Origin of the sequence: Rhodanobacter sp. B05 (genome assembly GCF_002001085.1) — a bacterium.
GTDB lineage: Bacteria > Pseudomonadota > Gammaproteobacteria > Xanthomonadales > Rhodanobacteraceae > Rhodanobacter.
This window is the reverse complement of the sequence record NZ_MUNU01000019.1, coordinates 390,887-409,861: the sequence shown is the minus strand read 5'-3', so window position 1 is coordinate 409,861 and position 18,975 is coordinate 390,887. Positions and strand designations below refer to the sequence as shown.

General features: G+C 66.2%; 22 protein-coding genes. 13 read left to right on the top strand and 9 right to left on the bottom strand.

Features of this window, described 5'->3' with window-relative positions:
* Positions 1 to 48 precede the first annotated feature (48 nt).
* From B0E47_RS15485 to B0E47_RS15475, 3 genes are all read left to right on the top strand, one after another.
* Positions 49 to 867, top strand: a complete 819-nt coding sequence (locus B0E47_RS15485) for a histone H1-like repetitive region-containing protein (protein WP_077515155.1) — start codon at positions 49 to 51, stop codon at positions 865 to 867.
* Positions 868 to 993: 126 nt separating this feature from the next.
* Positions 994 to 1,425 (top strand): hypothetical protein, encoded by a 432-nt coding sequence (locus B0E47_RS15480; RefSeq protein ID WP_254422964.1) that lies wholly within the window; start codon positions 994 to 996, stop codon positions 1,423 to 1,425.
* Positions 1,426 to 1,494: 69 nt separating this feature from the next.
* Positions 1,495 to 2,580, top strand: a complete 1,086-nt coding sequence (locus B0E47_RS15475) for an aminopeptidase (RefSeq protein ID WP_254422963.1) — start codon at positions 1,495 to 1,497, stop codon at positions 2,578 to 2,580.
* Between the two features lie 76 nt (positions 2,581 to 2,656).
* Here the strand turns inward: B0E47_RS15475 and B0E47_RS15470 are convergent, their stop codons facing one another.
* Positions 2,657 to 3,493 carry a cytochrome c gene (locus tag B0E47_RS15470; protein ID WP_077515401.1) on the bottom strand — a complete coding sequence of 279 codons (837 nt, stop codon included), beginning with the start codon at positions 3,491 to 3,493 and terminating at the stop codon, positions 2,657 to 2,659.
* Positions 3,494 to 3,869: 376 nt separating this feature from the next.
* Here B0E47_RS15470 and pncB point away from each other — a divergent pair, with 376 nt between their 5' ends.
* Positions 3,870 to 5,054: a nicotinate phosphoribosyltransferase gene (pncB, locus tag B0E47_RS15465; protein WP_077515153.1), complete on the top strand. Its 1,185-nt coding sequence runs from the start codon at positions 3,870 to 3,872 to the stop codon at positions 5,052 to 5,054.
* Between the two features lie 4 nt (positions 5,055 to 5,058).
* Here the strand turns inward: pncB and B0E47_RS17070 are convergent, their stop codons facing one another.
* Positions 5,059 to 5,220: a hypothetical protein gene (locus B0E47_RS17070; protein ID WP_168171084.1), complete on the bottom strand. Its 162-nt coding sequence runs from the start codon at positions 5,218 to 5,220 to the stop codon at positions 5,059 to 5,061.
* Between the two features lie 164 nt (positions 5,221 to 5,384).
* Here B0E47_RS17070 and B0E47_RS15455 point away from each other — a divergent pair, with 164 nt between their 5' ends.
* On the top strand, positions 5,385 to 5,870 hold the full coding sequence (locus tag B0E47_RS15455) for a glutathione peroxidase (RefSeq protein WP_077515151.1): 486 nt from the start codon (positions 5,385 to 5,387) through the stop codon (positions 5,868 to 5,870).
* Positions 5,871 to 5,879: 9 nt separating this feature from the next.
* Here the strand turns inward: B0E47_RS15455 and dacB are convergent, their stop codons facing one another.
* Positions 5,880 to 7,349, bottom strand: a complete 1,470-nt coding sequence (dacB, locus tag B0E47_RS15450) for a D-alanyl-D-alanine carboxypeptidase/D-alanyl-D-alanine-endopeptidase (RefSeq protein ID WP_077515400.1) — start codon at positions 7,347 to 7,349, stop codon at positions 5,880 to 5,882.
* A gap of 186 nt (positions 7,350 to 7,535) precedes the next feature.
* Here dacB and B0E47_RS15445 point away from each other — a divergent pair, with 186 nt between their 5' ends.
* Positions 7,536 to 8,018, top strand: a complete 483-nt coding sequence (locus B0E47_RS15445; protein ID WP_077515150.1) for a peptidylprolyl isomerase — start codon at positions 7,536 to 7,538, stop codon at positions 8,016 to 8,018.
* An 84-nt stretch (positions 8,019 to 8,102) separates the two neighbouring features.
* On the opposite strand, the gene B0E47_RS15440 is transcribed toward B0E47_RS15445, so the two are convergent.
* Both B0E47_RS15440 and B0E47_RS15435 read right to left on the bottom strand, forming a co-directional pair.
* Positions 8,103 to 9,197 (bottom strand): phospholipase A, encoded by a 1,095-nt coding sequence (locus tag B0E47_RS15440; RefSeq protein WP_077515149.1) that lies wholly within the window; start codon positions 9,195 to 9,197, stop codon positions 8,103 to 8,105.
* Positions 9,198 to 9,363: 166 nt separating this feature from the next.
* The gene (locus B0E47_RS15435; RefSeq protein ID WP_077515148.1) at positions 9,364 to 9,726 is read right to left on the bottom strand and encodes an EF-hand domain-containing protein; all 363 of its coding nucleotides are present in this window, start codon (positions 9,724 to 9,726) and stop codon (positions 9,364 to 9,366) included.
* A gap of 168 nt (positions 9,727 to 9,894) precedes the next feature.
* Here B0E47_RS15435 and B0E47_RS15430 point away from each other — a divergent pair, with 168 nt between their 5' ends.
* Positions 9,895 to 11,160, top strand: a complete 1,266-nt coding sequence (locus tag B0E47_RS15430; RefSeq protein ID WP_254422962.1) for a crosslink repair DNA glycosylase YcaQ family protein — start codon at positions 9,895 to 9,897, stop codon at positions 11,158 to 11,160.
* Between the two features lie 14 nt (positions 11,161 to 11,174).
* Here B0E47_RS15430 and B0E47_RS15425 read toward each other — a convergent pair whose 3' ends face one another.
* Positions 11,175 to 11,639: a hypothetical protein gene (locus B0E47_RS15425; RefSeq protein WP_077515146.1), complete on the bottom strand. Its 465-nt coding sequence runs from the start codon at positions 11,637 to 11,639 to the stop codon at positions 11,175 to 11,177.
* A 467-nt stretch (positions 11,640 to 12,106) separates the two neighbouring features.
* Between B0E47_RS15425 and B0E47_RS15420 the strand changes: the two genes are divergently transcribed.
* From B0E47_RS15420 to B0E47_RS15400, 5 genes are all read left to right on the top strand, one after another.
* Entirely contained in the window at positions 12,107 to 12,316 is a 210-nt protein-coding gene (locus B0E47_RS15420) for a cold-shock protein (protein WP_077515145.1), read from the top strand.
* Positions 12,317 to 12,399: 83 nt separating this feature from the next.
* Positions 12,400 to 13,329 (top strand): alpha/beta fold hydrolase, encoded by a 930-nt coding sequence (locus B0E47_RS15415; RefSeq protein ID WP_077515144.1) that lies wholly within the window; start codon positions 12,400 to 12,402, stop codon positions 13,327 to 13,329.
* Positions 13,330 to 13,381: 52 nt separating this feature from the next.
* The gene (locus tag B0E47_RS15410) at positions 13,382 to 14,452 is read left to right on the top strand and encodes an NADH:flavin oxidoreductase/NADH oxidase (RefSeq protein WP_077515143.1); all 1,071 of its coding nucleotides are present in this window, start codon (positions 13,382 to 13,384) and stop codon (positions 14,450 to 14,452) included.
* A 29-nt stretch (positions 14,453 to 14,481) separates the two neighbouring features.
* A complete protein-coding gene (locus B0E47_RS15405) occupies positions 14,482 to 15,354 on the top strand; it encodes a pirin family protein (protein WP_077515399.1) in 873 nt (290 codons plus the stop codon).
* A 173-nt stretch (positions 15,355 to 15,527) separates the two neighbouring features.
* Entirely contained in the window at positions 15,528 to 15,830 is a 303-nt protein-coding gene (locus B0E47_RS15400) for a DUF962 domain-containing protein (protein ID WP_077515398.1), read from the top strand.
* Between the two features lie 17 nt (positions 15,831 to 15,847).
* Here the strand turns inward: B0E47_RS15400 and B0E47_RS15395 are convergent, their stop codons facing one another.
* Complete coding sequence (locus B0E47_RS15395; protein WP_077515142.1) at positions 15,848 to 16,243, bottom strand: cytochrome c; 396 nt, start codon at positions 16,241 to 16,243, stop codon at positions 15,848 to 15,850.
* 108 nt (positions 16,244 to 16,351) lie between these two features.
* On the opposite strand from B0E47_RS15395, the gene B0E47_RS15390 reads away from it, so the two are divergent.
* Complete coding sequence (locus tag B0E47_RS15390) at positions 16,352 to 17,146, top strand: tRNA threonylcarbamoyladenosine dehydratase (protein ID WP_139351482.1); 795 nt, start codon at positions 16,352 to 16,354, stop codon at positions 17,144 to 17,146.
* 104 nt (positions 17,147 to 17,250) lie between these two features.
* Here the strand turns inward: B0E47_RS15390 and phbB are convergent, their stop codons facing one another.
* Entirely contained in the window at positions 17,251 to 17,991 is a 741-nt protein-coding gene (phbB, locus tag B0E47_RS15385) for an acetoacetyl-CoA reductase (RefSeq protein ID WP_077515141.1), read from the bottom strand.
* Between the two features lie 111 nt (positions 17,992 to 18,102).
* Positions 18,103 to 18,969: a tRNA glutamyl-Q(34) synthetase GluQRS gene (gene gluQRS, locus B0E47_RS15380; protein WP_077515140.1), complete on the bottom strand. Its 867-nt coding sequence runs from the start codon at positions 18,967 to 18,969 to the stop codon at positions 18,103 to 18,105.
* Positions 18,970 to 18,975 lie beyond the last annotated feature (6 nt).

Here is an 18,975-nt window from a genome sequence, read left to right as displayed (position 1 = left end):
AGCCGGCCGGCTCGCGCGCCGGTCAATGAACGGTTCGTGCAGTGCGTAATGCCGCATGTCGCCAAGGCGCGCATACTGGGGCCGGTTTTCATTTGCTCACCGCAGGAGAACGAACGCATGGCTATGACACGCAAGTCGGCAGCGAAGAAGTCCGCGGCAAAGAAGGCGCCAGCCAAAAAGGCTGTGCCGAAGAAAAAAGTATCGGCCAGCAAGGCATCGACCGGTAGCGCGGGCAAGTCGGCGCCACGCAAGGCGGCGGTGAAGAAGTCGGCTGCCAGGAAGCCGGCGGCGAAGAAAGCGGCATCGCGCAAGGCGGCGCCAAGAAAAGCCTCGACAAAGAAGGCCGTCGCAAAAAAGACGACGTCCGGCAAGAAGGTGGCAAGGAAACCCGTCGCCAGGAAAGCTGCAACCAGAAAGACCGCAACAAAGCGGGCGGTAGCGAAGAAGCCGGCGGCCAAAAAGCCGACTGCCCGGAAAGTGGCGCCGAAGAAGGCCGCCCCGAAGAAGGTCGCAGTGAAGAAAGCCGCAGTGAAGAAGGTGGCGACGGCCCGGCCGGTCGCCGACAACGTCCGGATCCGGATCAAGCCCGCTGCGCAGACGCTGGCGCCGGCGCCGCGCAAGCCTGCGGTCTTGAACGATGCACCGATCCGGCATATCAGCCCGGAAGAGGCGGTCGCCCACATCCAGGCCCTGCTCGATGCCAAGCACGAACGGGATCAGCGCGGGCCAAGCTGGCCCGGTGCCAACCCGTCGCATCCGGCGCCCAATGCCGCGGACCTGCATCCGCCGGTGTCCGGGTCGGGTGGTGGCGGCGACGGCCCCGTGCTGGCCGCGCAGCGCAACGAGCAGAGCAAACGCAAGGACTGAATGCGGTGCGACCCTGTGTGTGGTGCGCTGTCATCTCTTTACGCGCACTGCGGCGCGGCGTCCGCTCAGGGTGAGTTCAAGCGTCATGGTCCAGCGTAGGGCCGTCATTCGCCGCGGAGGTGGATCATGAAACGACAGCTTGCCTGTTTCGCACTGGCGATCGCAGCAGCGGCCTTGTCGGGCTGCTACTACGATCCCGGCTACAGCTACGTGCGCGGCTCGGGATACGGCGGTGATGCCTACTATGGCAGCGCCAGTCCTTATTACGCCGCACCGGGCTACTACGACGGCTATTACCCGGGTTACTACGGTGGTTATGGCTATTACGGTTGCTGCTATGCGCCGGGTGTGAGCATCGGCATCAGCAGCGGCTGGTATGGCGGTTCGCGCTATCGCGGCTACCGCGGCCATGGCTATCGCGACTACCACGGGAGCGGTTATCGCGGGCAGTCCGCCTACCGCGGTCATGGCGGTGGTGGCGGGCACGGTTCGACGAGTCACGGCGGTTCCCGGGGTGGTGGGCACGGATCGGGCGGCCATCACGATCATCGTCACTGAGCAGCCCGGCAAATTCACCGGTTCGTGCACAATCGAGGCATGTCCGGACCCAGACCACCGCAATTCTTCATGGCTTTCCCTCGACTCATCGCCATCGCGGCGATGAGCTTTTGCCTGTCTGCCTGCAGCAGTGTTCGCTATTACGCCCAGGCCGTGCACGGGCAGGGCGAGTTGATCGCGCATCGTCGCCCCATCGACAAGCTGCTGCGCGACCCGCGGACCGATCCGGAGCTTGCTGCACGCCTGCGGCTGGCGCTGCAGGCGCGCCGGTTTGCCTCGTGGCAACTCGGGTTGCCGGACAATCGCAGTTACACCGGCTATGTGCAGCTGGATCGTGCCTACGTGGTGTGGAACGTGTTCGCCGCGCCGCGCTACTCGGTGCAGGCGGTGCCGCAGTGCTTCCCCATCGCCGGCTGCGTGGCCTATCGCGGCTGGTTCAGCGAGGCGGCGGCGCAGGCCGACGCGGCCCGTTTGCGTGCAGATGGCGATGATGTGTGGATCGGCGGCGTGCCGGCGTATTCGACCCTGGGGTGGTTCGCCGACCCGATCCTTTCCAGCATGCTGCGCTGGGGCGACGACGAACTGGCCGGCACCATCTTCCATGAGCTGGCGCATCAGTTGATCTACGTGAAAAGCGACACCTCGTTCAACGAATCCTTTGCCACCTTCGTCCAGCAGCAAGGCTTGCGCGCCTGGCGCGCTTCGCGCGGCCTGTCACCGCAGAACGACGACAACCAGGCGATGGACGATGGTTTCACCCGGCTGGTGCTGGATTTGCGCGAGCATCTGAAAACCTTGTACGCGAGCGGTGTCGACGAGGCGGCGATGGCCGCGGGCAAGGAGCGGGAGATCGCGGCTTTTCGCGCGCGCTACGAAAGCTGGCGCCAGCAACACTGGCCCGGCGACCACCGCTATGACGCCTGGGTGACACAACCGATCAACAACGCCCGCTTGCTGCCGTTCGGCCTGTATGACGAGTGGACGCCGGCGTTTGCCGTGCTGTTCCAGCGCGCGGAACGCAACTGGCCTGCGTTCTACGCCGAGGTGCGCGCGCTGGCGCGGGAGCCGAAGGCGCGGCGCGACGGCGATCTGCAGGCGCTGCTGCCTTCCAGCCAGCGCACGGGTTCGACGGCGAGCGCCGCCCCTCGCGAATGACCGCCGCCCATGCCGGCGCCAAAACCTGCGGCAGCGACTTGGCGAATGTCTGCGGCAAGCATGATGCTGTCCCGGTTCAGTGCTTGACGGTGGGCTCGATCTTGCGTCCGGCCATGTGCCGCAGGTAAGCCAGCAAGGCATCGAGATCGGCGTCGGACAAGGCTTGCCGGTCGAACCCCGGCATTTTCGCCTGTGGCCACAGGCGCAGCGACTGCGGGTTGCGCACGTACGCCCGCAGCAGGTCAGCACGCAGATATTCTGTGGGGTTGTGCGGGATGTTCAGGTCCGGCCCAAGCCTGGCGTCGCCCGCGCCGTTCAGCGTGTGACAGGCAAAGCAGGTGCGCTGGAACACGGCCAGACCCTGTCGTATCGCGCTGTCGGCGGGTACGGCGGGATCGGGCAGGATCGCCGGAAAGCGCGCGGCGATGCTGTCGAGTTTGCGGATCGTGGCCAGCTGGTACGGCCACTGCTCGGGGCCGACTCCGGCGGCCTGCGGCTTGGTCCAGACGACGTAGAACGGCGCGGCGCTGCCGTGCTGGCCGGGCAGCGCGGGCCAGGGTCGATCCGGTTCCTCGATCGCCAGCCAGGCCTCGCTGCCATGCCGGTTCAGGATCAGCGCGGCGGGAATCTCGGCGGCGAAGCCGTCGGCACCGACGAACTGCAGGTGATCGGTCGGCACAATGCCACGGAGCAGGTCGGCCAGAGGCACGGCCCGATACCGCATCGGACGCTTGAACGCCACGTCGGCCGGCACGCTGACCATTCGCACATCGGGACGCGCCAGCAGCGCGGCGGTCGACCAGTGGACGGTTCCATGGCCCAGCTCGAGGGTCAGTTCGCCGGCCCGGAGCGGTGACAGAGTGTCGAGTACCAGCAGACTAAGGGTAAGCAGGCATCCGCTGATCAGCTTCATCAAACGCTCCGGATATCAAGGGGTTTCCGCAAGGACGTGATGCAGTGTATGCCAGTGGCCGCGCCTGCATCCGCTCGCGGCGATCCGGCGAGGATGCGCTTCCCTGTCGCCCCGCTGAACGCAATCCGGCGTGCACGTTGAACTCACAGGGACGAGGACACACTAACCCCACGTATCGCCGTGATGGCGACAGGAAGTGGCGCAAATCACCGCGTTGCTGAGGGGCCGGCCTTACCTCCCCTGGAGGCCGCCTGACAAACCCCATCGGTCCTCCCCTGGCCGGTGGGGTTTTATTTTGTGTGCCTTGCGCGATCGGAGGAATGCATCGCGGCATGGATAATGGGCGTGCAGGACTTCCTCCCCGCCTGGCTCGCCGATGATCATTGAATCGCTGCTCGATACCGACCTGTACAAGTTCTCGATGATGCAGGTGGTGCTGCACCAGTACCCGGCCGCCCACGTGGAATACCGATTCAAGTGCCGCACTCCGGGCATCGACCTGGTGTCCTGCATCGACGAGATCCGCACCGAGCTGGCGGCGTTGTGCCGGTTGCGCTTCCGCACGGATGAACTGGACTACCTGCGCAGCTGGCGTTTCATCAAGAGCGATTTCGTCGACTTCCTTGGCCTGTTTCAGCTCAATGAGAAATATGTGGAGCTCGGCCCCTCGTCCGAGGCGCCGGGCGAGATCGAGATACGCATCCGTGGCCCGTGGCTGCACACGATCATGTTCGAGGTGCCGTTGCTGGCGATCATCAACGAGGTGTACTTCCGTCGCACCAGCGCCGGGCTGGATCTGGGCACGGGACGCCGGCGCCTGCGCGACAAGATCGTGTTGCTGCGCGACACGCCGGATTATGCCGGCTGCCGGATCGCCGACTACGGCACGCGCAGGCGCCATTCGCGAATCTGGCAGGAGGAAGTGGTCACCACCTTGCGCGATGAGCTCGGTGCGCAACTGGCCGGTACCAGCAATGTCTGGCTGGCACGCAAGCTCGGCCTGACCCCCCTGGGTACGCTGGCACACGAGTACCTGCAGGCGCACCAGGCGCTGGGGCCACGTCTGCGCGATTCACAGGTGGCCGCGCTGGAGGCGTGGGCGCGCGAGTACCGGGGCGACCTGGGGATCGCCCTGTCGGACGTATACGGGCTCGACGCCTTCCTGCGCGATTTCGACATGTATTTCTGCAAGCTGTTCGACGGCACCCGCCACGATTCCGGGGACCCGTTCGAGTGGGGCGAGAAGGTGCTGGCGCATTACCAGGCCAATCGCGTCGACCCGCGCAACAAGGTGCTGGTGTTCAGTGATGGCCTCGACATCCCCCGGGTGATGCAGCTGTACGCCCATTTCAGGGGGCGCTGCCTGCTGGCCTTCGGTGTCGGCACCAACCTCACCAACGATGTCGGTCCCATGCCGCTCAACATCGTGATCAAGATGATTCGCTGCAACGGCCAGCCTGTGGCCAAGCTGAGCGACTCGCCGGGCAAGAACATGTGCGATGACCTGGCCTACGTGGCATACCTGCGCCAGGTGTTCGAGATTCCCGCCGCGCAGGGTTGAGCTTCTACGGATTCGTTTGCGGCAAGTCGCCGAAATCGATCCCATCCTGGGCGGCACCGGGATTTTCAGCAGGCATCCCTGGCGCATCGGCGTCGTCATCCAGGCCGCTGCCGAACATCCCGGCCAGCAGCAACAACGAAAGTATGGCGGCGATCAGCTGGAGCAAGGCATGTTCCCCGGCATGGTGGATGGCGACCCAAATTAGCCGTCCATACAAGCACGGGCAAAGGAACAGGATGCATATGGATATGCCGCATGGCGGTGGTGCCGAGCAAAGCCTGCGCGGATAGCGTAGGCTGCCTGATTGACCTCTGTCTTCGGAGTACCGCCATGACCAGCGTCTACGATTTCACCGTGAACGACATCGACGGCAACCCGCGCCCGCTGACCGAGTGGCGCGGCAAGACGTTGCTGATCGTCAACGTCGCGTCCAAATGCGGCTTCACCCCTCAATACCAGGGGTTGGAAACGTTGTGGCAGGACCAGCGCGATCGCGGCCTGGTGGTGCTGGGTTTTCCGTGCGACCAGTTCGGCCACCAGGAGCCGGGCGACGAAGCCGAGATCAAGACGTTCTGCAGCACCCAGTACGACGTCACCTTCCCGATGTTCGCCAAGATCGAAGTGAACGGCGAGCACGCCGACCCGCTGTACAAGTGGCTGAAGAGCGAGGGCAAGGGCATCCTCGGCAGCGAGTCGATCAAGTGGAACTTCACCAAGTTCCTGGTCGATGCGGACGGCGAGGTGGTGAAGCGCTACGCCTCCACCGACACGCCGGAGAAGATCGGCAAGGACACACTGGCCCGGCTGGGCGGCTGACGATCGCGCTCAGTCGTGGCCGCGGTAGTTCGCCAGCAGTACCGCGATCGCACCCACGTCGCTGCCGGCACCGGGCGCGCCGTCCGGGCGCTGGTAGTTGTTGAGCATGATCGCGAACGCCAGTCGTTCGCCCGCCGCACTGGTGACGTAGCCGGCAAGGCAATGCACGTAGGTCATGCTGCCGGTCTTGGCGTGCACGTTGCCCTCGGCCGCGGTGCCGCGCATGTGGCCGAGCAGGGTGCCGTCGACGCCGGCGATCGGCAGTGCCTGGCGCAGCACCTCCGCATACGGTTGCGCGGCCAGATAGGTAAGCAGGCGCACCAGTGCATCGGGCGTGGCCAGGTCGCGCCGCGACAATCCGGTGCCTTCGCCGATCAGTGCCGCCGATGGCGGGATGCCGATCTGTTCCAGCAACTGGTCGAGCGCCTTGATGCCGCCATCCTGGGTCGACACGAAAGCCTCCGGTACGGTGTCGTCGCTGGCCTGCGCCCGTGCACCGACGCTCAGCAGCAGGTTCTGCAGATAGAGGTTCTGCGACCGTTTCAGCCCGCGCTGCAGGATCTGCCACAGCGGCGGCGACAGCACTTCGCCCAGCACGTCGGCATGCCGCAGCAGGTCGCTGCCATCCTGCGGCCAGTGCAGCACCTGCAGCTTGCCCGTGAGCCGGATGCCGTGACGCACCAGCGCCTCGCGCAACTGACGACCGGCCACCCGTGCCGGGTCCACCATCGCCAGTTTGAAGTCCTGGGCCGGGGCATTCGCCGCGATGGTGCCGAACGCGTACAGCGTGTCGGCTCCCGGCGCGCGATATAGATTGATGTCACCCGGCGCGCGCGGCAGGATCGTGGTCAGCTGGCCGAGCACGTCCGGTTTCGCTTCGACCGGGTCGAAGCCCAGGCTCGCCGGAAGGCCGACGGCGCTGCCCGGACGGGCCGTGACGCGGACGATGTTTTCCTGCACGCTCAGCGCGGAGGCGGGCACCGCGAACCAGCTTTGCAGATCGCCGGCCTCCCAGCCGGTGCCGAACGGCGGCCCGGCGAAATAGCTGTCGTCCGCGATCAGGTCGCCGTGCACGATTTTCACGCCGCGTACCGCCAACTGGCTGGCCAGCTGATCGGCCCAGTCGGCGCTGCCGTCCGTGCCCAGGGTCGGGTCGCCCATGCCGCGCAGGATCAGCGGGCCGTTCAGGCGGCCCTGGCGAATTCCGCCACGGGCCAGCAGGCGGGTGGGAAAGCGGTACTGCGTGCCCAGCGTGGACAAACTCAGCGCGGCGGTGAACAGCTTCGCGGTGGATGCCGGTTGCAGCAGGCGGTCGGCACGGTGCGTGTACAGCGTGCGGCCGCTGTCGAGCGAAACCACGGCGATACCCCAGCTGGCCGCGGCAAAGCGCGGCTGCCCGATCAAGCCATCGATCTGCGCGGCCAGCTCCGCGCGGGTGCTGGCTGCGGCCGTCGTGGCGGCCGTCGTCGTCATCGACATGAGCGCGCAGATGACGGTCAGTACACAGGCAGGCAGGCGGTACCGACGACGGCGTGGCGGCGAAATCATGGCCACAGTATCGCCAATCCCGGCCGGATCTGCAGGGGCGTTTTGCCGTGTTCTGGTAACCTTGCACGTTCGTGTCGGCACCTGGCCGGCGGACTTGAACCTATTCGCGAGACCCACATGCAGATTGCCCAGAACTCCGTTGCCGCCTTCCATTACACGCTGACCGACGACCAGGGTCAGGTCATCGACAGTTCCGCAGGCCGCGATCCGCTGACCTACCTGCATGGCAGCGGCCAGATCGTGCCCGGCCTGGAGAAGCAGATGGAAGGCCGTTCGGCGGGCGACAAGTTCAGCGCCGAGGTGGCGCCCGAAGAGGGCTATGGCGTGCACCATCCCGAGTTGATGCAGGAAGTGCCGCGCGAAGCGTTCCAGGGCGTCGAGGACATCCAGCCCGGCATGCAGTTCCAGGGTCGCGGCCCGCAGGGCGAGATCAATGTCACCGTGACCCGGGTCGAGAACGACAAGGTCTTCATCGACGGCAACCACCCGCTGGCGGGCAAGACCCTGCATTTCGCCATCGAGGTTGCCGATGTGCGCGCGGCCAGCGCGGAAGAACTGCAACACGGTCATGTGCACGGCGCGGGCGGTCATCACCATTGAGTGCTGCGTTGCGGCGCGACTGCGCCCCATGCATGACAAAGGCTCGGCGACGCACATCGCCGGGCCTTTGTTTTTGTGGGTACCTCAATACCAGTCGAGCAGCGAAATGCCCACGCCGAGGTAGGTGGCGTTGTGGTTGTAGTCGATCAGGCTCTCGCCGTAGCCCTTGAACAGTTCCGCATAACCGCGCAGGTTGCCGGCGAGCGGGAAGCTCCAGCTGAAACGGGCCGAGCCATGCTGCCGGCTGCCGCCGCGGAACGAATCGCGCAGGGTCAGGCCGAATTCCTGGCCGCGCCATTCGTGCACGATATCGACCTCGCCGCGGCCCACATAATCGCTGATGTCGGGGTTGTCGTCGGTGCTCCGGGATTCGGGTATGCGCCACCACGGTCGGAACATCACCGTCCAGCCTTCGCGCTCGAAGCCCACGTTCGCGATGATCCGGTTCCAGCCACGCGACAGCGGATTGCCGCGCCCGTTGGATTGATGATCCAGGCCGATGCCGAGCAGCCTGCCGTCCCAGCCCAGCACCTGGTAGTCGGTATTGAAAACCAGCATGGCCTCGGGTTCGTAGTTGGTCTCGCGAAACGGGCGCGACTGTTTCGTGTTGTAGATCTGCCAGCGCGACGATTGCGTGTAGCCCACCCACAGGTCGCCGACGTCGCCGAACACGCCTTGCCAGACCTTGGTTTTCAGGCTGAGCTGGAACTTCGACTCGACATTTTCCATGGGCTCGGCAGCGACCACCGTGTTGTCGGGGTTCGGGCTGTGCGGGCGGCCGTTCTGGTTGCTGCTGGCGAAGATCGGCAGCACGTAGACGGGCTTGTAGCCACGGATATTGAACGTGCCGAGCTTGCTTTCCGGCGACAGCTCCCAGCGACTGTCCAGCAGGGACAGTGGGGTGGCCACCGCGTTGTTGCTTGTGGTGGCCGTCGCGGATGTGCCCGCCCGATCATGGCCGAACATGCCAGTCGCCGGCGCGACCTGCACCTGCCGTTTTTGCGCGGCAGGAAGGTTCACGCGACCGGTCGCCTGGTCGTAGCAGGCCAGGCGTTGCGCGTCGCTTTCGATCGCGGTGCAACCGCGGATATCGGTGGGGTCGGGATTCTGCGCGCGTGCCGTCACGGCCATCATCCAGCATGCCAGTGCCGCGCACGCGGCGGCCAGGTGAATTTTCATGGGAACTTCCGGATCTGGAATGGGCCGTTCGCCGGATGCAGCAGGTTTGGTGCGGGCGTGGCTACGAGTTTATCCGGACACCGTGAAGACTGCTTCACGCGGATTCTTCAGGCCATGCCAAACGGGCCATGCCGTCGCCGGCATGGCCCGTCGCCCACGCTGCCTGTTATTGGAGCTGCTTCGTCCAGCGCTCGTACTCGGACTTGCTGATCTTGCCGTCCTTGTTGGTGTCGGCGTTGAGGAAGTCGTTCGCCAGCGGCGGATAAGAGTCGGCCTGCTCGGCGCTGATGCTCTTCCCGCCGCCGGCCAACTGCTTAAAGTCCGGCGCCGGAGCGATCGTCGGGGCCGGGGCCGGCACGCTGTTGACGACCACCTGGCCTTGCGGCGTCTGGTAAGTGGCGGAGCTGGAGCTGGATGCTGCCATCGCCGACGAAGCCGCCGGGGCAGGGGCATCCTGCGCGAGCGCGACGCCACCAGACAGCAACGCGGCGGCGATCAGACCGTGGAACAGGGAAGTGCGTGATTTCATGATGATTACTCCATGCCAGAATGTGTGCCTGACTAGCCCTAAGGCGCAGCGGCTTCATCGCGTCCCGCGTCCAGGCTGGTTGCCGAACTCGACTCAATGCAGGCTAGCAACTGATATGTATAGGCCAGCTCAAGATCAAGGTTGCGAATCCGTGAAGGTGGCATGCCGTTGAGCGTGGCTTCAGCTGCGCCTCCATCGTTGAGCCTGCAGCAGGCACGCCTGCTGCAACTCGCCGCGCAGGGCCTGCTGCAATTGCCGCGGCGACGTGCCAGGCGCGGCGATGTGGTGGCCGCGATCGAGCGCATGCGGCTGCTGCAGATCGACACCATCCACGTGGTGGCGCGCAGCCCGTACCTGGTGTTGCATGCCAGGCTTGGCGACTATCCGACGGCATGGCTGGACGAGGCCTTGGCCGGGGGCCGCCTGGCCGAGTGCTGGGCGCACGAGGCCTGTTTCGTCAGCGCGGCGGATTTTGCGTGGCACCGTGCATGGCGCGACCAGCGCGGGAATCACTGGGCGCACCGGCACGCGGAGCGGATGCATCGCGAGCAACGCAGCGGCATGGACGGCTTGCTCGAAGGGATTCGCGTTTCCGGCCCGGTCCGCGCCGCGGACTTCGCGCGGACTGAAGGCAAGAGCGAATCGGGCTGGTGGGCGTGGAAGCCCGAAAAGCGCTGGCTGGAGGCGTGGTTTGCGCTGGGTGAACTGATGGTGCTGCGGCGTGAGCGGTTTCAGCGTGTCTATGATCTGGCGGAGCGCGTGCTGGCGCAGCTCGACCCGCCGCTCGATCCGGCGGTGACGGGGTTGTCCAGCGCCGATTTGCGCCGGCGCTTCATCCTCGACAGCGTGCGTGCACTGGGCGTGGCACAGGCCGCGTGGGTTGCCGACTACTTCCGGCTCAAGCCCAGGGTGACCGAACATGAGCTGGCGCCGCTGCTGGCGACCGGCGAGTTGCTGGCGGTACCGGTGCAGGGCTGGAAGGTTCCAGGCTATGTGCATCGCGATCATGCGGATCTGCTCGAGCGCGCGCTGCGGGGACGCCTGCGCTCCAGCCGAACCGCACTGCTGTCGCCGTTCGATCCATTGGTGTGGGATCGCACGCGACTGCAGGCGATGTTCGATTTCGAATACACCATCGAGTGCTACACGCCGGCCGTGCGCCGTCGCTACGGCTATTACGTGCTGCCGATCCTGCATCGCGGCCATCTGGTCGGCCGGCTGGATGCCAAGGCGCACCGGGGCGACGGCGTGTTCGAGATCAAGTCGCTGCATCTGGAACCCGGCGTGGCAATCGAACCCGGACTGTTGAGGGATCTGGCCGGGGCGATCATCGAGACCGCGCGTTGGCACGGCACGCCCGAAGTGCGGGTCACCCGCACCCGACCGTCGACGCTGGCCAGGCTGCTGTGCGCCGAATTGCGGCAGCTCTTCTGAGTATCGCTGACAGGCTACGGCGAGCTGGCTGCGGGGGTGGGATTCGCCGCGCATGATTTTCCATGCAGGGCGTCGCGCAGGCTGCGTGCCAGCGAGTTGCAGCGTTCGGCCAGCTGCGGGCGGACGTCCGGGTTTTGCGAATCGCGCAGCAGGTTGGTGCGCATCGCCTCGTAGCGCGACTGCAACTGGTCCGGCGCAAAGATCCCGGCGGCACGGTGGCAGGCGAGATAACTGGAAAGATAGTCGTCGCAGGCCGCGATGCCGGTCTGGTCCGGCAACGCGGCCTCATTGCTCCCGCCCTGGCTGGCGGCGTGGTGCTCATGTCGCGTGGTGGTTGTCGCGCCCGCCCCGGTCACGCTGGTCGAGCGCGTGGTCGCCGCGGGCGCCGTCGATCGGGTGGCAGGGTGCTTGGCGCAGCCGGCAAGCAGCACGCCGGCGATCATCGTCGCAGCCAGGGCCATGCGGGGCGAGGTAGACATGATCGACTCTCCTGAAATGGTCGGATAGGCCAAAAGCCCGATAGCCGACGGGATTGTATGGCTCGCCGCCACTAGACAGGATGTGAAGTAAAGAAAATCTGAATTTGTCGGGCTTTTGCGCGAGCCTGGTCATTTGTCGCGGCGATTCGGCCATGACGGCGACCCAGCCCTGGCGCGGCTTGCGGGCTGGAAGGTGCCCCGGGAGAGTCCCGGGCCGGGGCCGGGGAAACCCACTTCGGCTGCGGGTTTCCCGGCCGCTGATAATCGTTGTGACGGACAGCTTGACAAATCACTTTCCTTTCAAAAATCCGTTATGCTTGGGTCGCTGCGTCTGCTCGGCCACGTGCGTGCCCACTGGGGATTTTCTTGAATCCGTCCGTTGCACCCGACCTCGGCATGCTCAGTAAACCGTCGGCCCGCTGGGGCCGGTTTGTCCATAGAGTCTGGATTGGATCGGAGTGTGAGTCATGTCGGATCGTGAAACGGGTACAGTCAAGTGGTTCAACGACGCCAAGGGCTTCGGCTTCATCAGCCGTGAAAGCGGCCCCGACGTGTTCGTGCATTTCCGCGCCATCACTGGTTCGGGCTTCAAGAGCCTGCAGGAAGGGCAGAAGGTGAGCTTCAAGGTGGTCGACGGTCAGAAGGGCTTGCAGGCCGAAGACGTCACGCCTGTTTGATCCCGCCTGTCCGGGGTCAGCCAAGGGCCGGCATCTGCCGGCCCTTTTTTGTGGCGGCCGCGCGTATTGGTTAGGCTGCAGGAATGCCTGATCCCTCCGTGTCTTCCTTGCCTGCACCAACCGTCGGGAGCGCCGGCGACGCGCTGGCCATCCCGCTTTGCGCCGCCGATGGCGCGCGTTTCGAATTGCTGTGCGTCGTGCCGGCCGCGCCACATCGCCTGCTGTACTGGTTGCCGGCGATGGGCGTGCCGGCACGGCACTACCTGCCGTTGGCCGAGGCGCTGGCGGCAAGCGGGGTTGGTGTGGTTCTGCATGAATGGCGTGGCATCGGTTCCAGCAACCGGCGCGCCGGCCGTCATTGCGATTGGGGTTACCGCGAGCTGCTGCAGGATGATCTGGCCGCGGGCATGGCGGCACTGCGCCAACGCTGGCCGCAGGCCAGGTGCAGCGTGGGTGGACACAGCCTCGGCGGCCAGCTCGGCCTGCTCGTGGCCAGCCTACATCCCGACCTGTTCGACAGCCTGGTGCTGGTGGCCAGCGGCGCGCCGTACTGGCGCAACTACCGGCATGGCTGGGCGATCGGGCTGGCCATGCTGCTGGCGCCGATGGTGGCGAATCTGCGCGGCCATCTGCCTGGGCGCCGTCTCGGCTTTGCCGGCAACGAGGCGCGCGGGGTCATCGCCGACTGGGCACGCAGCGGTCGCAGCGGGCGCTATGCCGCGAGCGGCATGAACCTGGATTTCGAAAGCAGGCTGGCTGCGCTGCGATTGCCTGTGCTGGCCCTGCGCCTGCGCGACGACTGGCTGGGACCGGCCGCGTCGCTGGACTGGCTGCTCGGCAAGCTTGGACCTTGCGACCGCACGCTCGAACTGCTGGAGCCGCGGGACCTGGCGGGCGCGCCGGCGGATCATTTCAGCTGGATGAAAACGCCCGCACCGGTTGCCCGGCGCATGGCCGACTGGCTCGATGCGCTGGATACCGCGCCCAGCCGGGGCGCCAACCCGGCGGCTTGATTCCGCGCGTCGCGCCTGCATCTCGATGACTTGATCTCGCCTGGAACAGCCGATGAACCTGTTTGACCCGTTGACCCAGCGCAGCCTCAGCTTGCGCAATCGCCTGCTGGTGTCCCCCATGTGCGAGTACTCGGCCGTCGACGGCGTGCCGGACGACTGGCATCTGGTGCACCTGGGCAGTCGCGCCGTCGGTGGTGCCGGTGCGGTCTTTGCCGAGGCCACCGCCGTCTCCGCGCAGGGCCGCATCTCGCCACAGGACACCGGCTTGTGGAACCAGGCGCAGGTCGATGCCTGGCGCCCGATCACCCGCTTCATCAAGGCGCATGGCGCGGTCGCCGGGGTACAACTGGCGCATGCCGGGCGCAAGGCCAGCACGTTGCGGCCGTGGGACGGGCAGGGTCCGGTACCGGCCGGGCAGGGCGACTGGACCGTGGTGGCACCTTCGGCGCTGCCGTTCGATACCGGCTGGAACATGCCGCAGGCGCTCGACGAGGCCGGCATCCAGGCGGTGATTGCGGATTTTCGCGATGCGGCACGACGTGCGCTTGACGCAGGCTTCGAGCTGGTCGAGCTGCATGCGGCGCATGGCTATCTGTTGCACCAGTTCCTGTCGCCGCTGAGCAACCGGCGCGAGGACGGTTACGGCGGCAGCTTCGACCATCGCATCCGGCTGACCCGCGAAGTGGTCGCCGCAGTGCGCGAGGTGTGGCCGGACCGGTTGCCGCTGTGGCTGCGCCTGTCGGCTACCGACTGGGCGCCCGAACAGGGCCCGCGCGGCTGGGACATCGAACAGAGCGTGCAACTGGCGCGCGAGCTCAAGCCGCTGGGCGTGGACCTGATCGATGTCTCCAGCGGCGGCATGCTGCCGCACGCGAAGATCCCGCTGGGACCGGGATATCAGGTACCGTTTGCGGCAAGGATCCGGCGCGAGGCCGGCATCGCCACCGGCGCGGTGGGCCTGATCACCGAGCCCGAACAGGCCGCCGCGATCGTTGCCAACGACGAGGCCGATGTGGTGCTGATCGCCCGCGAGAGTCTGCGTGATCCCTACTTTCCCCGCCGTGCGGCCAGCGTGCTCGGCGCGAAGATCGAGGCGCCGGCGCCATACCAGCGGGCGTGGTGATCGCGGCCGGAAACAACCAGGAGAACATGATGGAAGCGCATCCCACCCTGATCGAAGGCAAGCTGCACGACCTCGGCGATGGTTTCACCGTGCGCCGCCTGTTGCCGGTATTGCAGGCGCGGCACGTCGGGCCGCTGGTGTTCTTCGATTACATGGGGCCGGCCGAATTCGGTGCCGGCCAGGGCATGGACGTGCGGCCGCATCCGCATATCGGGCTGGCCACGGTGACCTGGCTGTTCGATGGCGCGATCCGCCATCGCGACAGCCTGGGCAGCCTGGCCGACATCCGCCCGGGCGAAGTGAACTGGATGACGGCCGGGCGCGGCATCGTGCATTCCGAACGTACGCCACCTGACGAACGGCGCGACGGGCAGCGTCTGCACGGCGTGCAGATCTGGGTGGCGTTGCCGCAGGCCGATGCCGAAGTCGCGCCGGAGTTTCATCACCACGACCGTACCGCCTTGCCAAGGCTGCAATGGCCCGGCGCGGACGCGGTATTGATCGCCGGCAACGCCTATGGCGAGGAGTCGCCGGTGCGGGTGTTTGCGCCGATGTTCCTGCTGGAAGTGACCATGGAGGCGGGCACCGAGCTGGCGCTGCCGCCAGAGCATGTCGAGCGCGGCGTGTTCGTGGTCGACGGGGCGATCGAGTGGGACGGGCTGGAGATTGCGGCGACCCGCATGGCGGTGCAGGCCGGCGCCACGGCGCCGCCGCTGCGCGCGCGCGCGGCGAGCCGGCTGCTCGTGTTCGGTGGCGCGCCGCTGGATGGCGAGCGTCACCTGTGGTGGAACTTCGTCGCCAGCACGCCCGAGCGCATCGAACAGGCCAAGGCCGACTGGCAGGCGCAGGTGTTCGGCAAGGTGGCGGGCGATGACCAGGAGTTCATCCCGCTACCCGATTGAACAGCCGACCCCGCTCCGTGCCGCGGGGACCACCCTTTGCAGGAGCCCGCTGGCGGGCGATGCTTTTGATTGACCTACCTCGTGCACAAGAGCAGAAGCATCGCCCGCCAGCGGGCTCCTGCAAAAGTCGCGGCGTCTGGCAAGATGGGCTCGCACGCTTCATGGAGGGCGTCATGTCCGGGTTCCAAACATTTGCCGAGTTCTATCCGTTCTATCTCGGCGAGCACCGCAACCGTACCTGTCGGCGGCTGCATTTCATCGGCAGCACGCTGGTGATTGCGGCGCTGGTGCTGGCACTGTGGAGCGGCCAGCTGCGCTGGCTGTGGCTGATGCCGCTGTTCGGCTACGGCTGTGCGTGGATCGGCCACTACCGCTTCGAGAAGAATCGCCCGGCCACGTTCAAGCACCCGCTGTACAGCCTGCTTGGCGACTGGGTGATGTACGGGCAGATGCTGGCCGGCAAGATCCGTTTCTGAGGCTTGCGCCGGCGGCTTCAGTTGTCGCGATATTTCTGGTGACAACTCTTGCAGCTTTCGTTGACCGGCTTGATCACCGCCGCCAGCGCCGCACAGGTGGTGGGTGCCGCCTGCACCGCCTGCTGCAGGTGGTCCTCCAACTGCCGGGCGTGATCGTTGAAGTCCTTGTCATCCATGCCGAATACCGGCGTGATGTCGGTGGCCGTCGAGTCGAGGCGGGCCAGGTGGTGCTGGATCTTCGCGGCATCGCACTGGTTGGCCTTGATCGCGTGCGCCAGTTCGCCCATGTGATAGCCCATCGTGTGCATCACCGCCTTGGGCATCGGGCTGCGCTGGCTCAGCACATTCATCACGTTGACCGTGCCGATGATGCCAATCACCAGGCCCAGCAGGATCATCAGGGCAACGCGCATCGTTTCGACTCCGTCTCGGCATGGGATGGATGCAAGGATAGCCGGTCGGCATGCCGCGAATCCAAGCCGACGGGATAAAATGCATTGTTGCCGCAACCGGGACGAGTCGTGACACCTTCGCAGGACAAGAATCATCTCGAGCGCTTCGCCGGCGTCGAGCGCCTGTACGGACTTGGCAGCGTGGATGTGCTCGCACAAGCGCACGTCTGCGTGATCGGCGTCGGCGGCGTCGGCTCGTGGGCGGCCGAGGCGCTGGCGCGCAGTGGCGTGGGCCGGCTCACCCTGATCGACGCCGACGAGGTCTGCATCTCCAACACCAACCGGCAGTTGCACGCGCTGGATGGCGAATACGGCAAGTCGAAGGTGGGCGTGATGGCGGCGCGCGCACACGCGATCAATCCGGCGATCCGGCTGGAGGCGATCGAGCGTTTCCTCACCCCGTCCACGCTGGACGAGTTGCTGGATCGCGGCTACGACGTGGTGCTGGATGCCTGCGACGCGTTCCGGGTGAAGCTGGAAATGATCGCCTGGTGCCGCCGGCGCAAGCTGCCGATCGTCAGCGTCGGCTCGGCCGGCGGGCGCACCGATGTCACCCAGATCCGCGTGCGCGACCTGTCGCGCACCGAGCACGACGCGATGTTCAGCCTGATCCGCAAGAAGCTCCGCACGGATTTCAACTTCCCGCGCAACCCGGATCGCTACTTCGGCGTTTCAGCCGTCTATTCGCTGCAGAACGTGCAGTACCCGCAACCGGACGGCACGGTCTGTGGCAACCGGCCGCCGGGCGGCGACGCGATGAACCTGGCCTGCGGCGGCGGTCTGGGTGCAGCGACCCATGTCACCGGTGCGTTCGCCTTCGCGGCGGTGGGCAAGGTGCTCGAAAAACTCCTTGATTCCCCGTAGGAGCCCGCTCGCGGGCGATGCTTTTGACCTGATGCGGCATATGTAGATCAAAGCAAAAGCATCGCCCGCGAGCGGGCTCCTACGGGCGTCGTGTGGACGCCGCCTTACCAACCCATGTATTGCCCGCCATTGATCGCCAGGTTGGCGCCGGTCATCCAGCCGGTTTCCTCGCCGGTGAGGAAGGCCACGGCGTGGGCGATTTCCTCCGGCTTGCCGAGGCGGCCGATCGGGATCTGTGCCTCGATCTTGGCGCGCACCTCCTCGGGTACGGCCATCACCATGTCGGTGGCCACGTAACCGGGCGAGACGGTGTTGACGGTGATGCCGAACTTCGCGTTCTCCTGGGCCAACGAGATCGTGAAGCCGTGCATGCCGGCCTTGGCGGCGGCGTAGTTGGCCTGGCCGTACTGGCCCTTCTGGCCGTTGATCGAACTGATCTGCACGATGCGGCCCCACTTGCGACCGCGCATGCCCTCGATCACCGCGCGGGTGACGTTGAAGCAGGAGTTGAGGTTGGTGTTGATCACGTCCGTCCACTGCTGGTAGTTCATCTTGTGGAAGGTGGTGTCGCGGGTGATGCCGGCGTTGTTGACCAGGATGTCCACCGGGCCGCATTTTCCCTCGATCGCGCGCACCATCGCCAGGCAGGCTTCGGGATCGGACACGTCACCGCGCACCGTGCACACCTCGATCCCTTCCTTTGCCATCGCCGCCCGCCATGCCGCAGTCTTGGCTTCGTCGCGATAGTTGGTGGCGACCTTGTGACCCTGCTTCGCCAGATAGCGGATGATGGCCGTGCCGATGCCGCCGGTACCGCCCGTAACCAATGCCGTGCGCTGGGTCATTTCGTCGATCTCCTGTGAGGTGAAGCCGGGGCTGCGGAATCCGCGATCATCGTTGCCGATTGCTGCAAGGCGGTGTCAGCGAGGCGCGGGTTACCAGCTCTTTATAGCCGGTCAGGTGACAGAACTACCGCTGCAATGCGGCATGAGCGCGGGGTCGAAATCGGCCAGGGCGTGGGCGAGCAACTCCTCCACGCCGGTCACGCTGGAAGGCAGCGGCTGGTGCAGGAAGGCGAGTGCCCGGCGCAGTGTCGGTGTGGGTTCGCACGGATCCACCGGCAGGGCGTGGGTGGATTTGGACAGCTTGTTGCCCTCGCCATCGAGCACCAGCGGCAGGTGCCGGTACGTCGGCGTGGGCAGTTCCAGGCAGCGCTGCAGCCAGATCTGCCGCGCGGTGGATTCGAGCAGATCCTGCCCGCGCACCACGTCGGTGATGCCCTGGAATGCGTCGTCCACCACACAGGCCAGCTGGTAGGAGTAATGGCCGTCGGCGCGGCGTATCACGAAGTCGCCGACCGTCTCGCGCAGGTTCTCGCGCTGCGGTCCAAGCAAGGCATCGTCGAACGCCACCTCGACATCCGGCACGCGCAGCCGCCAGGCGGGGCTGCGATCAGGCTCGCCCGCGGTGACGCATTGCCCGTCGCGATGGATGCCGCCGCTCGTGGCCAACTGGCTGCGGCTGCAGGTGCAGGGGAACAGCAGGTCGGCCTCGCGCAATTGTTCGAAAGCCGTGTCGTACGCCGCCATCCGCTGCGACTGGTACAGCGGCGGTGCGTCGGCGATCAGACCGAACGCCGGCAGCGTGGCGAGAATGTCGGCCGCGGCGCCCGCCACTTCGCGCGGCGGGTCGATATCCTCCATCCGCACCAGCCACTGGCCGCCGGCATGGCGGGCGCACAGCCAGCTGCCCACGGCGGCCACCAGCGAGCCGAAGTGCAGTTTTCCGGTGGGCGAGGGGGCGAAGCGGCCGTGGTAGGTCATCGGCGC